Origin of the sequence: Rubripirellula obstinata, from assembly GCF_001642955.1 — a bacterium.
Taxonomy (GTDB): domain Bacteria; phylum Planctomycetota; class Planctomycetia; order Pirellulales; family Pirellulaceae; genus Rubripirellula; species Rubripirellula obstinata.
Window position 1 is genome coordinate 1 of record NZ_LWSK01000056.1, and the last position, 14,741, is coordinate 14,741.

The 14,741-nt window shown below is 53.8% G+C and carries 13 protein-coding genes; 2 read left to right on the forward strand and 11 right to left on the reverse strand.

Annotation, left to right across the window (positions count from 1 at the left end; translation table 11 throughout):
• Nucleotides 1-184: 184 nt before the first annotated feature.
• From RC85_RS14570 to RC85_RS14615, 10 genes are read right to left on the reverse strand one after another with little or no spacing between them, the layout of a single operon-like run.
• Nucleotides 185-1,147: an ABC transporter substrate-binding protein gene (locus RC85_RS14570; protein WP_068264140.1), complete on the reverse strand. Its 963-nt coding sequence runs from the start codon at nucleotides 1,145-1,147 to the stop codon at nucleotides 185-187.
• 56 nt (nucleotides 1,148-1,203) lie between these two features.
• Complete coding sequence (locus RC85_RS14575) at nucleotides 1,204-1,998, reverse strand: ABC transporter permease (protein ID WP_084422688.1); 795 nt, start codon at nucleotides 1,996-1,998, stop codon at nucleotides 1,204-1,206.
• Nucleotides 1,998-2,786, reverse strand: a complete 789-nt coding sequence (locus RC85_RS14580; protein ID WP_157593934.1) for an ABC transporter ATP-binding protein — start codon at nucleotides 2,784-2,786, stop codon at nucleotides 1,998-2,000. Before RC85_RS14580 ends, RC85_RS14575 begins: the two co-directional genes overlap by 1 nt.
• Nucleotides 2,779-3,978: a cadherin repeat domain-containing protein gene (locus RC85_RS14585; RefSeq protein ID WP_068264142.1), complete on the reverse strand. Its 1,200-nt coding sequence runs from the start codon at nucleotides 3,976-3,978 to the stop codon at nucleotides 2,779-2,781. Before RC85_RS14585 ends, RC85_RS14580 begins: the two co-directional genes overlap by 8 nt.
• Nucleotides 3,975-5,504, reverse strand: coding sequence for a type IV pilus biogenesis protein PilM (locus RC85_RS14590; protein WP_068264144.1), 1,530 nt, complete (start codon nucleotides 5,502-5,504; stop codon nucleotides 3,975-3,977). Before RC85_RS14590 ends, RC85_RS14585 begins: the two co-directional genes overlap by 4 nt.
• Nucleotides 5,505-5,515: 11 nt before the next feature.
• A complete protein-coding gene (locus RC85_RS14595; RefSeq protein ID WP_068264146.1) occupies nucleotides 5,516-7,183 on the reverse strand; it encodes a type II secretion system minor pseudopilin in 1,668 nt (555 codons plus the stop codon).
• On the reverse strand, nucleotides 7,180-8,073 hold the full coding sequence (locus RC85_RS14600; RefSeq protein ID WP_157593935.1) for a prepilin-type cleavage/methylation domain-containing protein: 894 nt from the start codon (nucleotides 8,071-8,073) through the stop codon (nucleotides 7,180-7,182). The genes RC85_RS14595 and RC85_RS14600 overlap by 4 nt, the downstream gene beginning before the upstream one ends.
• Nucleotides 8,074-8,129: 56 nt before the next feature.
• A complete protein-coding gene (locus RC85_RS14605) occupies nucleotides 8,130-8,621 on the reverse strand; it encodes a type II secretion system protein (RefSeq protein WP_068264149.1) in 492 nt (163 codons plus the stop codon).
• Nucleotides 8,618-9,253 carry a prepilin-type N-terminal cleavage/methylation domain-containing protein gene (locus tag RC85_RS14610; protein WP_068264151.1) on the reverse strand — a complete coding sequence of 212 codons (636 nt, stop codon included), beginning with the start codon at nucleotides 9,251-9,253 and terminating at the stop codon, nucleotides 8,618-8,620. The genes RC85_RS14605 and RC85_RS14610 overlap by 4 nt, the downstream gene beginning before the upstream one ends.
• Before the next feature lie 3 nt (nucleotides 9,254-9,256).
• The gene (locus tag RC85_RS14615; RefSeq protein ID WP_068264153.1) at nucleotides 9,257-9,685 is read right to left on the reverse strand and encodes a type II secretion system protein GspG; all 429 of its coding nucleotides are present in this window, start codon (nucleotides 9,683-9,685) and stop codon (nucleotides 9,257-9,259) included.
• A gap of 294 nt (nucleotides 9,686-9,979) precedes the next feature.
• Between RC85_RS14615 and RC85_RS14620 the strand changes: the two genes are divergently transcribed.
• A complete protein-coding gene (locus tag RC85_RS14620; protein WP_068264155.1) occupies nucleotides 9,980-11,479 on the forward strand; it encodes a hypothetical protein in 1,500 nt (499 codons plus the stop codon).
• A gap of 197 nt (nucleotides 11,480-11,676) precedes the next feature.
• Here RC85_RS14620 and RC85_RS14625 read toward each other — a convergent pair whose 3' ends face one another.
• Complete coding sequence (locus tag RC85_RS14625) at nucleotides 11,677-13,191, reverse strand: sensor histidine kinase (RefSeq protein ID WP_160148100.1); 1,515 nt, start codon at nucleotides 13,189-13,191, stop codon at nucleotides 11,677-11,679.
• Nucleotides 13,192-13,415: 224 nt separating this feature from the next.
• Between RC85_RS14625 and RC85_RS14630 the strand changes: the two genes are divergently transcribed.
• Nucleotides 13,416-14,678 (forward strand): DEAD/DEAH box helicase, encoded by a 1,263-nt coding sequence (locus tag RC85_RS14630; protein WP_068264159.1) that lies wholly within the window; start codon nucleotides 13,416-13,418, stop codon nucleotides 14,676-14,678.
• Nucleotides 14,679-14,741: the final 63 nt, after the last annotated feature.

The window sequence follows — 14,741 nt, forward strand, 5'->3', positions numbered from 1 at the left end:
CGCTGGGCAGCCATCCGGGTGCTCGCGCACCCGGCAGGGAGCTGCCGGCCCTCCGGGCCTAACGCGCAGTAACTGATGCGACGTCCCGAGCGAAAGGCGACTCTAAAAAGTCGTACGTTCCTTACGCGCCTGCGGCTCACTTTAATCGACAGGCCTTCACGACCCACAAAACACACTCGCTCAACTACAAGAACTCAAGCGTAAAACACTCGGATGCTTTGACGGGTGTTGCTTGATCCGGCGCGACGGCGTCAATCTGCGAGATGAGTTCTTCCCAGCGTTGGCTAGTCATCATGCCGATGTCTTTCATCTTCATGCCTTCGGGCATCGCCAGCGGAAGCAACTCGGTGGCACCAAACGAAAGTGCTTCGGGAGTCATGCCATGCTCGTTCGCGGCTAAGATGGCTTCGTTTCCAAGATCTGGGTTGGCGAAATAGTTGCGCCATCCCGTGCGTGTAGCATCAACGAATCGTTGGACCAGTTCAGGCTGCTGGCGAATCAGTTTTCCTGTTGTGATCAGCACACTGGAATAGGGATTCCAACCGAGATCGCTGACCATCAGCGTGCGAACTTCGATGCCTTGTTGTCGTGCCAGCAGCGGTTCGGCAAACGAGTAAGCTTGGACTGCGATTTTTGGATCAGCGGCCAGGGATGTGATGCTGCCGTGATAGGGAACTTCCTGCACGTCGTCCAGAATGCCTTTCGAACGCATAAAGTCAAGAAACAATCGTCCTGTTTGTCTCTGCAGCGTCATTCCCGCAAGATCATCGAAGGAATTCACGCCGCTATCAATGCGAACCAAAATGCACCGTGGACTGTTTTGCGCTACCGCCATGACGGCCACAATGTCCATTCCTTGACGCCGAAAAGCGACAACATCATCCGCGTTGGCCATCGCAAACTGAACTCGCCCGAGTTCCAGTTCCGGCGCGACTGGTGTTGCACGACCACCGGGGCGGATGTCAACGTTCATTCCAGCGGCTGAATAGGTGTCGTCGGCGGCCGCTTGGTAAATTCCGCCGTGTTCGGCTTCGGGATACCAGTTCAACTGAACGGCGACGGAATCACCAGTTGAATTGTCTTCCTTGGCAGTTGAGCATCCGGCTAGGAAAAGGCAGAACGTCGCGAGGATCAAACACGTACGCATTGGGCAACGGTTGGGTGTCTTGTGGGCATGGATGATTGGTCAGTCAACAGACTTTATCACGATGTCCAGCGGCGTAAAACGACGGCACCGATAAAATGGACCGTTGCAAACATGGCCAGGCCAAGTGCGGCCGATGCAAACAGTGCCGCGATCAAGGCGTCCGTTTTGCTGAGAGCCTGCCAACCAGTAATCAGAGTTCCCAGTCCGTCGTAGCGAGTTCCGTTACCGACGAAAAACTCAGCGACAATGGCTCCGATCACCGCCAATCCGCTGCTTGTCTTGGATCCGATCACGAGATCATTGATGGCCGATGGAATTTGAAGTTTCTGTAAACGTTTGGCTCGACTGACTTTGTACAGATCAAACAAATCGTTCATGTCTTGATCAATTCGAGTCAACCCGGCCGCAACGCTGTTGACGATTGGGAACAGGCACACGATCACCGTGACGATCACGACCGATCGAAATGTGTAGCCGCTCCAGATAATCAACAGCGGTGCCACCGCGACGATAGGAACGGTTTGAAGCAAGATGATGTATGGGAAGATTGCGATGCGAAGCCACTTCGATTGACTCAGTGCGATTGAAATCACCGAACCCAACGCGATCGCGACGGCCAGTCCCATCACGGCGGCGCATGCCGTTGAGTAAATTCCCTTCAGAAGTGATTCGCGATTCATCACCGCCGAATCGAAGGTCTGCTTGGGTGTTGGAAGCAATGCCTTTGGCAAACCCCAATACCAAACGATCGCTTGCCAAACACCGATGGCGATCAACGCAACGGTGACAACCGCCAATCCACCGCTCAGATTGTTCTTCCATTTAACATTGTTCTTCCAATTGCCAGGCATCAGTCGTCGCCTCGCATCACAGACCGGACCAGTTGGTAAGTGTCACTAAACGGAGCTTGGCTTCGGTTTGAATCGTCACGAGGCCACGGCATTGGGTTGTCGATCGTTTCGGCTAGCTTTCCATTTCGCATGACGGCGATGCGATGCGACAGCATGACCGCTTCGGCGATATTGTGCGTGACCATCACAATGGTCAACGGTCGCTGCGTCCAAAGGTCCAAGACCAAACCGCCCAATTGTTCGCGGAGCGTATCGTCGAGCGCTGCGAACGGTTCGTCCAGCAATAGGACTTTCGGTTGGGTGACCAGGGCGCGGGCGATCGAAACTCGCATCCGCATGCCGCCGGATAGTTGATGGGGATACAGGTTGACTGAATCGGCCAGCCCAACTTGCTGCAGCATCTGTGCGGCGGTCGATCGGTTTTGCGATTGAGTTGCAGAACTGGACATCAATTCCAATGGCAGCGTCACGTTTTCGATCGCGGTCCGCCAACGCAGCAATGAGGGCTGTTGAAAAACAAATCCAATTTCGCCAGCGGCACCATCGATCGAGGGCGTGATTTGAATTTCGCCGGCCGTTGGTTTTTCCAGACCAGCGATCATCCGCAGCATGGTCGTTTTGCCGCAACCGCTAGGGCCAACCAACGACATGATCTTACCGGCGGGGACACTCAGCGTTACTTCGTCGACCGCGCGGGTGCCGCTTGAAAAGACCAACGATACGCAACGGCAATCGATGGATGATCCGGTATTGGTCGTTTGGTTAGAAATATGGTCGCTCTCAATCAACTTCGCTTGCTGTCTTTGCACCTTCGCTTAGGTTACCAAAAAGTTTGAGCTCAAACTTTTGACCATCGGCTTCCAGCACCGCTGACTTAGCACTGACCTCCACAACTTTACCTTTGACGCTGCCGATTTCAAATGAGTCTCCGACTCGCAATTTGAGCGTTTTGTCGCGGGTTCGTACATTCAACCAAGCGGTCCATTCACCACGGCCTTGAACGAGACCGGTTAGCACGGTTTGCTTGGCATCATCAAACTTTAGCTTCAGTGGTTCTGGCTTTGGTGGCGGAGGCGGATCGACGATATTGATTGTTAGTTTCTGCTGAGTTGATCGATTGGGATAGCCTTTGTCGGTCGCGCGAACGGTGATTTCAATCGGTTTCTTTTCGCTGCTTTCGACAACGATCGTTCCAGTTTTTTCATCAATCGTCAGCGATCCAGATTCATCCTTAAAAGTTGGCTTGTCCACCAATTCAAACGTCATCTCATGATCTTCTTGATCTTTGAAAACGAGCGGGATGGTGGTCTTTTTTTCGACAATCGCATCGAGTTGATCTTTGCCAGCGAACTTGGGTGCTTGGTTGGGAGGTTCGTAGAGATTGCGATCAAGAATCGCCTTGCGATACTGCTGGGCGGATTCGGTGACCTGCCAAGACTGCCGCATTGGTTCCGCCAGATCAGCGGGAGCATTCTGTAACGCGATCGCATCGACGGTCATTTCCACTCGGAAACCACCAGTCCGGCTCGGTCGCATGGACAGGCTGCGAATTCGGTGCAAATAGTCTTTGGAGTAGAACGCGTGCAGAAGATCAATGACGTTTTCAGATGTCGTGTTGCCTTGAACGCGAAAAGAAAACTGACGGTACAGGTCACCGATCAATCGTGATGAAGTTGGATCAACACTTTGATCCGTCATTTGATGTTCTTGCATCGCCGATAGCAGCCATTTTTGGTAGCGGCTTTGCGCGGTCTCGGCATCGCCTGGCAGCGAGCGGACGATGTACTCGCCCATTTGCCGATTGGCATATTCGCCTTGCAGTCGCTGTTCGTTCAATTCGGCTTGTCGATTTTCGAGACTTGCAATTTGTCCATTGCGAGTCTTGATCGCGCTTTGGTATTTCCCAAGCGCCCACCAGATCCCAGATCCCAACAGCAGTCCACCGATCAACAGTGATAGAAACCGTTCACGTTGAGTCATGGTTGCACCTCCTGAGCGTCTTGGGATTCAGACGAGTCGGAATCCCCTGTTTCAGGATTCGATGTTTCTGCGTTTAATGCCGCCAGGATTCGTTCGTACCGTTGGTTGCGAATTCGTTCCGCGTCGATTTGGATTGTTTCGGTAAACCCCCAACGATAAGCGTCGTTGGTTTTCTCTTCGCTTGCTCCGTCGCCGATCACCGTGTGGAAATCGTCTCTTAGCGAGCTTTCAAATTGATCGATCGAATCGGGGCTGATCGCACCGCCGCTGACCACGAATTTCCCACCGCCCGATCGCTGGTCCGCCGATGCGTTGATGCTTCGGACGATCATTTCATCTGAACCCGGCATTCGTTCGGCTAAACGACGAAACTCATCCAGCCACTGGACATTGCCGTCCAAAAACTGGTCCACTTGTTCAGTACGTCCGATGCTTTTCAAAGCCTCATCGACCGGTTTTTGCAACTGATTGTTGGCTTCTTTTAGTTCAGCGATTCGCTGATCAAGAGAGCTAAGTTTTGAATAAACGATGTATCCAAGAAACAACGCTGCGAGTGCCGGAATTGCGACTAACAAGCCTGTGCGAACGTGATTTGGCTTGACCTCTGGACGTTTCCGTGGGTTCAGAAAATCGACCAACAGTTCGGGGTGGCTTGCTTCGGCAACCAGCAATCCCACCAGCGGTGCCAACCTTCCCACATGCTTGGGAAGCGAATCGATTAGCTTTCGATCGGTGTTGGCTAAGTCAAACGGATCGATGACATCGACGTTTGCCTCGCAAACGCCAGACAACAATTCTCGATCACTTTGGTGAACCGATTCCTTGCCCCACAGGATTACCTTGTCTGGCTTGGCATCGTCACCGCAGGCGACCAGTGACCTTTTCAATTCGCCAATCAGCGCCCGACCGCGTGATGGTTCAGAAGCAGGAATGCGAACGGTGCGGACAAAGATGACGTGGCCATCGCGGGCGATGACGATCTCGGCGTCGTCACCAAGCAAGTCAACCAACACTACATTTGCATCGGGGTTCGTTTTTCGCTGAGTCAAATACAACGTGGCTGCCGATATCGGTCGCAGCGCGATTCGCTTTGGCTCGACCACCGCTGCTTTGCAAACCTTTTGTACTTGCGCCAGATCTTTAGGGCCCATCGCTGCGGCGATTAATTCAATCCCGGTATCGCTGCGTTGGGTGACGAGATAGTCGATGATCGAACTCTCACCCGACGACGCGAACGTCCGAACGGCTTGAAAGCGAACCATGTCGGGTAGTTCTTCGTCTGGAACCGGCGGCAATTGCAGTTCGCGCAGTTCGGCTTTGCCGCGACCAATCGCGATCATTGCTTCGCAGTTTTCCAGTCCACGCTCAGCAATGGCCTCGCGCAAGACCGTCGACACGTCACGCTTGATTCCATCGACTTCCAGCGGCAATACCGCTGCGTCGGTAATCTTGGCTTTGCCGACGCGAACGTCGCCGACCACCAGACGCAATTCATTTTCGTCCCAGTCGATTGCAATTTTATTCATGAGTGTTTTCGTTAGTAATTAACTTGCGTTCGCGAACCCAAAACGGATTGGTCGAACCCACGGCCCAGGTGGCTTAGGTCTCGCCAAGAAACAAGTTTTGGGTTCACCGTGGTCGCGTCAATGATCGCTTCGACACGTCGCGAGATTCCCGACCGATCAAAGTAGCCGATAATTTGTGCTCGATAGACGTCACCGCTGCCGCAAAGCAGCGGAACCAGCGAACGCATTTCGTCCAGGCTAATCAAGCCTTCGGCCAGTGGCCACGTTTCAAAGCGACGTCCCGGGTCATCCGACATGGGGTTTCGTTCCTGCAGAATTGCCGATGCAGATTCCTCGCTTAGCAGCGGGATCCCGTAAAGCAATTCCGCCGGGCATTCATTCAGGTTAATCCGACCTGGCATGACTGCCGAGTCCTGAGTGGTCACCGAATCCATTAAATCAGCCATGTAAATGGACATCGCAACCGGGTCGCTGACGAACGGCGATGTGTAGACGACGGCATCGTCGCCGGTCCCAATCACCACTTCTGAATCGAGCAAGTCCAGGATCTGTGTTGCGTTGGTTCCGCCACCGCCAGATAAGTCCAATTGGTCAAACAGGTCAGCGGTCCACAAACCACCGTCGCGACCTTGGGCACCCTGGACCGCGGCCGAACTGTCGGCGGGTTGGCCCGCAGCGGCTGCGGCGATGGCTGACGGAGAATTCGCGAAACCACCAATTCGGAATGCGATGATGTAGGTGGCGTAGATCTCGCCCAAGTTGGTTTCTAACAGCTCTTCGTAGAGTACTTCCAAATCATCTTGATTGATGTTCACTCGCGGCGAACCGCTAACCGTCTTGTTGGCTTCAGCACCGTGGACGGTCAGGTAGGCCGACCAACCGAGTGCGCCCGGCGTATCGATCGTCACATTGAAACGCTGTTGTTCGTCAGCATCCATGACTCCGTTTCGATTGCTGTCCGCACCAAACAGCAATGTCGGTGTGACGCCTCGCACCAACAACAATTCGTCAACGCTGCGGATCGGTCCATTGGCTGCCGAATAGGGTGTCGGCAACATTTCGTAGTAATCCGATTCAGCCCCGGTTTCTCTCGCTTCGTCATCTTCATCGACCCAGTCCAAAATCGCGTCGGCAACATCGGCGGTCATGTTGGGCAGTGCCATCAACAGCGAGAACGCGATGTTGTCGGCATCAACATCGTCGGCCTGATCACCGGCAGCCAACAGCGTCGGCATCAATGCAGCCGAGTTTTGTTCCAGCACGGGCAGCGCGTTGATATTCAGTCTGGCTGATTCGTCTTGCAGCCCGTAGCGGATGCCGGCGTAGGATCCGTTTTCGTCAAGCGATGGCGAGATGACTGAAAAACTTGATTGCCGGTCCGCATCCAAATCGCTGGTCACCGTCATCGCTTGAAACAGTTGAGCGTTGTTGTACGTTCCACCAAAATCAAGCCGCGATTGAGGCGGTTGTGCCAACAAAACGCGAATCGATTCGGCACCCGATTCGGCACTGACTCGAGCTTGGACGACATCGCCGGCCAGATAAGCCGCGTCGTCATGGCTGACCATCAATTCAGTGAATGAGTAAACCGCCATCGTTGCGACCGCGACGACGATCAAGACAATGACCAAAAAGAATCCTCGGCGATTCGCGGCGTTTCTGATATCGTTGTTCCTCATATTCCTGCCTCCGCCATTTCTTCGCTCTCTGTATCCTCTTCACTGGTTTCTTCCGCCTCTCTGGCCATCGGCAAGCGGACGACGTGCGAGAAAATTCGCGTGGCACCTTCTTCGATGCTTGAATCGTCAGCCATGGTTAGTTGAACCTTCACGGCGTAGGGAAGTTGGCCGGAATCGTCACTGTTCCAAAACGTCAACCAATTGATTCCGTCAAAGTACTGAAACGAAATCGATGTAACCTCCGGTGCAAGCAGGTCGCCGGATTGCGAAAGAGTTGTCATGCCGCTGTTTGTGGCAGCGAAAACGGTGGCACTGCGATCGATTGATCGTCGCACCAGTCCGCCACTGACGGTTCCGCCGGAACCCGCTTGCTGATCATCGCCGACGCTTTCCAGTTGGTCTTGAACACCGCCAATCGTGCCAGCGTCTTGAACGAAATAAGCCACCGTTTTCAGGTCGCTGGGGACATCTTCTAAGTTTCCAACCGTGACGTCCATCATCACTTGGTACTCTTCCAATCGTGGCAGACGGCTGAGGTCAAACTGAATCGAACTTTGTCCACCAATCAGTCCAGGCGATTGCAGCACCAAGGTTGACGTTATCAAGTCGGCGCTGGAATCGATTGCCGTCATGTCGTCTTCCGAATCAATGCCCGCTGCCGATAAGTCTGCACTGTTTTCCGGCTGTCCGCCGGTGGATTCGACCAGCAGTGTTTCCAGCGGTGACATGTCGGCTGGTTCGCCAAAGACGGTGCCGCGTAAGTCGTCTTCGATCATTTGCAACAAGGCACCGGCCAGTTGGGTTTGTCGAACGTCCATGTCGCGCAAGTTCATATCGCGGCCATAGAACTGGATCGCGCCGCCGATCAGGACCATTAAAACAACGGACATCGCGAGCGTTAGAACTAGCTCTAACAGAGTGAAGGCTAGACGATGGCGCGGAGTAATCATTGTTCCCCTTCGGCGGTTTCACCAGCGAGTGCCGCCTGTTCCTCTGCCTCGGCTTCTTCCAGTCCAAGTGCTGGATCGACGGTCCATCGCGTCAGTGAGTGGTTAGCGATCTGCGCCGTTCCAGCGTCATTTTGAACTTGGACGGTAACGCGAATCGCGAGCAGTCCATCCACGGATGCGGGGGCGACTTCGACAGAATAGTTCATCGGCGACGTCGAACTGGAATCGAACGAAGCCATCGGCACGTTGATTTCGGTTTGAGGTTGAATGCCCAATGCGGTGTCCATCAAGACTTCGGAAAGCTTGGCTTGGCATGCCATGCGAGCTTGAGCGAGGCTGCGAGATTCGATCGCGGCACTGACGCCGGTGTCAACAATGCGGCTGAGGATTGCCAGTGATCCACCCAGAATCGCAAGCGAAAGCATCAGTTCTAACAACGAGAACCCAGCACGTTGCTTTGTTGGAGTGGTTGTTACGATGACTGTCATGGCGAGACCTCGGTGACCGAAACGTCGCCGGTGATGCCGCGTAGCTTGACGACGACCTTGCCGAATTTTTCGTCGGCGATCGTGACTGCCGCCGTGCTGGTCGTTCCATCGGGATAGAACATGATCGGCTGGCTCCATTGCTGGTTTCCGTCCAGATTGGATTCACTGCTGGTAGGGTTGAACGTTGCTGCTTGGCTAATTTCGGCACCTCGAGCAGCCGAAACAACTTGGACCGATTCCACACTTAGCTGTTCAGAAATCTCGAACGACTGCGTCGCATCAGGGTCTGCGATCACGGCTGTGACGATGGCCTGGTCGGCACCGGTGTTCAGCCCGCTTTGGCCAAAGTTGCCGTCAATGGTTTCCACCGAATCGCTGGCGGAGAAATACGGTCGGACACGGAATTGATTGCCGCCGATTCCGGCCTCGATCATCATCACGCGTCCGCCTCGCATTGCATCGACGCGGGTTCGAGTCATCTCGATTCGCAATTGATCGCCGCCGCGAACAATTTTGCGATCAGCCAATAGCACCGCCGCGCCAGGCAGAGCGATGGATGCAATGGCGGCGAAAACGACGAGGGACAGCAGCAGTTCTAGCAGCGTGAACCCGGATCGAGGTTTTCGGTGCATCACTCACTGCCCTTCTTCGGTCAGGTCATCATCCGTGTTCATTTGACCGTCGATTCCGCCGCTGCGAATCGTGTAGGTGTTGCCATTGACGCTGTAATCGAGTTGGTTTTCCCAGGCGTCGGTGGGGATTTCGGTGATGATCGGTGCGACCCATTTGGCCTGTTTCGCAGCATCGCTGGGGCCGTCTTTCAATTCTTCCAACGTTTCAGGCAGGCTATTCATGCGGATTTGGTACATCGAAATGTGGCTTTTCAGCCCGCTCAATTGAGCTTTGGTGGCATCGACTTTCGCCTGAGTGCTGGCACCGGAGATGTTGGTGGTCACGATTCCGGCGATCACGACCAAAATAGCCAGAACGAGCAGCAGTTCCAGCAAAGTGAAGCCACGTCGGCGGGAGGTGGCACGAGATCGGTTGGAAACAGATAGAGTCATGGTGCTGGGAAGGAGTTTTGTAGGTGGGGGGACTGAAGAATCGGAGAGTAAATCCGGGACCTAATTCTAAACAACAGGTTCTAACCGCCAATCCGCTGGAAAGTTTCGCACCGTGGATTCGGATTGATTTTCCAGCCTGAATACCCGGTTGACGCTGATAACCGCTAAATGCCGTCAAATCCGGCGTTGCAGACGCGGTTTTTCTTTGCGTCCGAGGTAGAATCAACCTACACAGTAAATAGGCTATGTCCTTCTCCCTTCCAACTTTTCTTCTTTAACGCAGAAAAAACGACCATGGTGGCTCGCGACGATTCCGTCATCCGCGGCAGCTTGATTGCCTGCATGATTTTTCTGGTGCTCTCCCTTGCGCTGAATTTCTTCCTTTGGCGGAATGGTGATTTCCTTTCGACCGAAGCCGAATCAGCGAAGGACCGACTGCAAACCGTCAGTTCCCAGGTTCGCACGATGGAGAACCAACTGACCCGAATGAAAGCGATGCTAGGTGTCGGGGGGTTCACGCAAGCTCAGATCGATGAGATGAAGAGCAACGCGTCCGACGATCCCGAGATGACTGATATCGAGCAACGGTTCGCTCGTGACATGACCGTCTTTGGTCCCGAAGTTCCCCCGGAAAAACGAAACTACCCAGGGTTACCCGAATACTTGCTCAATGCGTTGCGAGATCGAAACACACAATACGCGACATCGCAAGAACAGAAGACCAAGATTCGCATCGACGCCGAAGCTGAAATCGCGAACGCTAAAAAGGCGAAAGCCATGGCGGAAGAAAAAGCTTCTGATGCCAACAAGAAACTTGCGGAACAAAGCAACGCGTTCGCCGAAGACCGCGATCGCATGAACTTGGAAAAGGAACAGACAAAAGATCAACTCAATAAGATCGTTCAGGATTACAACAGTTTTCGTTCCAAGGCTGCTAACGAAACCAAGAAACTTGCACAGGACAACACGCAACTTCTTGGCACCATCGACACGCAAAAGAAAAAGATCAACAAGTTCTTGAACGACCAGTTTGAAACCACCCAAGGTTTGATTCGGTTCGTTGTTTCCGGCGGCAAGGTCGTGATGATCAATCTTGGATCCGCGGATGCACTGCGACCAGGCGTGACATTCGGTGTCATCGATGGTGAAGAAACTCGATTGCAAGATGCATCGGTGAAAGCCAGTATCCAAGTGATCAAAGTGGATGGTCCTCACTTGGCGACCGCTCGAGTCGTCGCGATTCCAGAGATCGAGAATCCGATCATTCCTGGCGACAAAGTTTACTCGCCGTTCTGGGCACCCGGTCGTCGAGTCAAGATCGCGCTCGCTGGTGACATCGACATTGATGGCGATGGAAGGCCTGACAACGATGCGATCAAAGGCCAGATCAAGGCAGCAGGTGCTGAAGTGGTCGCCGAGGTCTCTGCATCAGGGACAATGACAGGCAAATTAGACGCAGGCGTTCGCTTCTTGGTGATCGGTGAATCACCCGAGGTTTCGGTCACTGCAAGTGCAGAAGAAGCCGAGCAGCAGAAAGAAGAACTGCGTAAACGTGGCGAGATGCAAGAACTAGCGAGTCAGTACGGAATCACGATCATCCCAGCGTGGAAGCTGGAAAGCTATCTGAGAACGATCGATGACACGCTGACGACGCCACTGGGTTCCGCAACGCGCGGCGAAGACTTTGAAAAGGAGTCAGCGGTCAACCGTCGTCGGCTTCCCGTTGACATCGCCGATATCTACAAGACTCAAAAAGAAAACTACCAGCGAGGCAACACGGTGGTATCGCCGTAATTGCGATTCGCAGTGATCTTGAGTCACCTCGTCACATGGACGTGGAATGACGATTGCAAATTGCAAGATGAACATTGCAAGTCGCAAGTTTTCCATCGTGGGCTGTGTGAATCAATTCTCAACTTGCAATGTTCATGTTGCAATTTGCAATCTTCCCAGCTTGTTCCGGCCTACAAAACGCTACAAAACGCGTGGTCTCAGCCACGTGGGCGAAGGTTTTGTGATTGCTGCTTCAAACGCAGCGTCTGTGCTTTCATCTGTTGACTCAAACGTCGTAGCTCTTGATCGAGTCGTTGGTTTGCGGTGTCAGATTCGCTGATCGGTGACGTTCCCAAGCGAACTTCGTCATGGCCCAGTCCGTGATCGATCGTTGATGCCGACAACGCCTGTCGCACCATCAGGTCACTTAGTCGCGGCATCGAACTCTTAGAATCGACGGAAATGATTTGCGGTTCGCTCCACGTTGATCGTACGCCCTCCAACCGCGAATGAGTTGCCTGTTCAATGGAATCGATGCGACTGTTGATGTTATTCTGGTCGGCATCAAGAACCCAAACCCAGCGTCGAGCGTCAACGCGGTAGTTCATGTCGAACATTTGAAGCTCGCGATTGAGAACATCGCCAAACTCATCAGCCATTTGCTTGGAAACCGCCGCCCCAAGAGTCACAATACCTGCCGCAAAGCAATCTGCGACTCTTGGTTTTGTGTCACGGTGATGAAGTGCAACGCTGCAAGATCGAACGCTTTCCGCGGGCGAGTCCAACCGAATGGCTTGAACTGAACCTTGTTGGTTTATCTCAGCTTGATGAGGGCTGGCGATTGATCGGGTTTCATCTCGACGTCTGGGACGAACAAGCGGACGTGCGTTGGACTCATTTGAAATCTTCTTCATCGCGTCTCGCCAGCGAGCCCAAGCGATCGCGACGGACCGAGGACCGGCAGCGGGTAGCTCGAAACTGACTTCGGTTCCCTGCCCGAGTTTTGATCTCAGGTGCAGGCTCGAAAAATGAACTGCGGCCAATTGGCGACAGATTGTCATTCCCAGTCCTTCGCCGCCTGAAAACGAAACATGATGATCGGCGATTCGCTTTAGGTCATCAGCTTGAATTCCACGGCCTCGATCAATCACGCTGCAGCGAACAAAGTCACCGTTGTCCGCCGTTGCAAAACGAATCAAAACTTCTTGGCCTTGGTCGCTGGCCCGGATCGCGTTGACGACCAAGTTGACAATCAAGCGACGAATCATCGATGGATCGGCGTAAACATTCGGCATGCTTGAACTGCCATGGCGAAGATCCGCGTCCCACAACACATCGATCTGATGGGGCGTCGACCATGGGCTAAGCGTCTGGTCAACCGTCGCACGAATTTGGTCGATCGAAACCCATTTGCGATCTGCTCGCGGTGCGCCCACGCGAAGCCGTTCCATTTGCATCATTTCGCCGACCATTTGGTCGATGCAATCGCATTGGTCGATCGCGGTCTTCAGCAAATCGGTTTGTTCGGCAGTCACTTCGCCGAGGTCGCCGTCATGCACCAGCCGAATCGCTTCGCGGACGGTGGTTAGCGGCGATCGCAAATCATGAGCGGTTTCGCTCATCAGACGGACTACGCTGCTGATTTGGTTGTCACCAGATGCGGAGCTGCCGGTCGATTGACTCCGATTCGACCGACTTGCACGAATGGATTTTGATTCATCAAAGGTTTTCATCAGCGGTTTTCCATCCATATTTTTCACGACCAATTGCTTACAGTCGTTCGGTGTGTTGCCAAAGCGACCGCGCCTCAAACTGGTCATCGTCCGCCGGTGCATCAAAACGACAACATTTGGTGCCCCAGCTACCGCATGTCTTTCCAAACGTGCCCGCCCGTGCATGTGATAACGATTATCAGGTCGAGCTTACCCCCAAGGCTCGATCAGGGTAGACTTTGCGAATGAACACACAAGAAACTACTGAAATAGATACAGAAGCCGGACCAGAAGCTTCGTTTGACGACCTGGATTTGTCGCCCGTGATGCGGCGAGCACTCGCAAAGGCTGGATTTACCAAGCCTTCGCCGATTCAGCATGCCCTGATCCCGCTCGCGCTCGATGGAGCCGACGTCATCGGTCAAGCTCGCACAGGAACCGGAAAAACCGCCGCTTTCTCGATCCCGATCCTGGAACAACTGGATTCTCTGGACGATTGTCGCGATCCGCAAGCGATCGTGGTCGTTCCAACGCGTGAACTGGCTGATCAGGTCGGACGCGAAGCAGAGCGTTTGGCCGTTGGCGTCGAAACCGAGATCGCAGTGCTGGCGGGCGGTAAGAATATCACACGCCAACTTCGCCAGCTCGAAAACGGCGTGCAGATTGTCGTCGGGACGCCTGGCCGTCTGCACGACCACCTGCAACGCGGTTCGCTGAGAACGGGCAAGGTCTGGTGCGTCGTTTTGGACGAAGCCGACCGAATGCTCGACATTGGTTTCCGCCCTCAAATCGAACGAATTCTGCGCAAGTGTCCGCGAGATCGGCAAACCTTGCTTTTGTCCGCAACGCTTCCGCCGACCGTTCGACGGTTGGCCGAATCTTACATGCATCATCCCGAGGTCATCGATTGCAGCAAGGATGAGATGGCGGTCGAGACGATCGAACAACGATACTTTACGGTCGCACAAAACCGAAAATCAGACCTGCTGGATTTGTTACTAAAACGCGAACAACCTGAACAGGCTATCGTGTTCTGCCGAACCAAGCGTGGTGTTGATCGATTGCACCGACAACTAAGCCATCAGTTTGAAGGCTGCGGTTGCATGCACGGCGACATGCAACAACGCGAACGTGATCGTGTGCTGCAGGCTCTGCGTGATGGCAAGCTGAAGATTTTGGTTGCCACCGATGTGGTCGGCCGCGGAATCGATATCAGCACCATTTCGCACATCGTCAACTACGACATCCCGCAAGATTGTGACGATTACGTTCACCGCGTCGGACGGACCGGCCGAATGGGACGCGACGGAATCGCGTTCACGTTCATCGTTCCCGGCGAAGGCGAATTTCTGACCAGCATCGAACGACGGATCAACAAGGAACTGGGACGCGACGAGTTCAAAGAATTTGAAGCGGTGCCGCGTAAGCTGGAAGTCGCCAAGGTCGAAGTCAAGCAAACCCCCACGGTCCTGAATCCCATGAACCGAAAAGTCAAACGCCGTCGATAGGCAATCGGCAGATTGTTTCGTCCACTACGGTAAGTTCTCACCTGCTGCTCGCCGTTAGGGCGT

What these genes read in the sequence shown, in the direction of transcription:
- RC85_RS14620 (WP_068264155.1), top strand. Translation starts at nt 9,980, where the DNA reads ATGGTGGCTCGCGACGATTCCGTCATCCGCGGCAGCTTGATTGCCTGC.
- RC85_RS14595 (WP_068264146.1), bottom strand. Translation starts at nt 7,183, where the DNA reads ATGAGGAACAACGATATCAGAAACGCCGCGAATCGCCGAGGATTCTTT.
- RC85_RS14575 (WP_084422688.1), bottom strand. Translation starts at nt 1,998, where the DNA reads ATGCCTGGCAATTGGAAGAACAATGTTAAATGGAAGAACAATCTGAGC.
- RC85_RS14625 (WP_160148100.1), bottom strand. Translation starts at nt 13,191, where the DNA reads ATGAAAACCTTTGATGAATCAAAATCCATTCGTGCAAGTCGGTCGAAT.
- RC85_RS14615 (WP_068264153.1), bottom strand. Translation starts at nt 9,685, where the DNA reads ATGACTCTATCTGTTTCCAACCGATCTCGTGCCACCTCCCGCCGACGT.
- RC85_RS14600 (WP_157593935.1), bottom strand. Translation starts at nt 8,073, where the DNA reads ATGTCCGTTGTTTTAATGGTCCTGATCGGCGGCGCGATCCAGTTCTAT.
- RC85_RS14570 (WP_068264140.1), bottom strand. Translation starts at nt 1,147, where the DNA reads ATGCGTACGTGTTTGATCCTCGCGACGTTCTGCCTTTTCCTAGCCGGA.
- RC85_RS14585 (WP_068264142.1), bottom strand. Translation starts at nt 3,978, where the DNA reads ATGACTCAACGTGAACGGTTTCTATCACTGTTGATCGGTGGACTGCTG.
- RC85_RS14630 (WP_068264159.1), top strand. Translation starts at nt 13,416, where the DNA reads ATGAACACACAAGAAACTACTGAAATAGATACAGAAGCCGGACCAGAA.
- RC85_RS14610 (WP_068264151.1), bottom strand. Translation starts at nt 9,253, where the DNA reads ATGCACCGAAAACCTCGATCCGGGTTCACGCTGCTAGAACTGCTGCTG.
- RC85_RS14590 (WP_068264144.1), bottom strand. Translation starts at nt 5,504, where the DNA reads ATGAATAAAATTGCAATCGACTGGGACGAAAATGAATTGCGTCTGGTG.
- RC85_RS14605 (WP_068264149.1), bottom strand. Translation starts at nt 8,621, where the DNA reads ATGACAGTCATCGTAACAACCACTCCAACAAAGCAACGTGCTGGGTTC.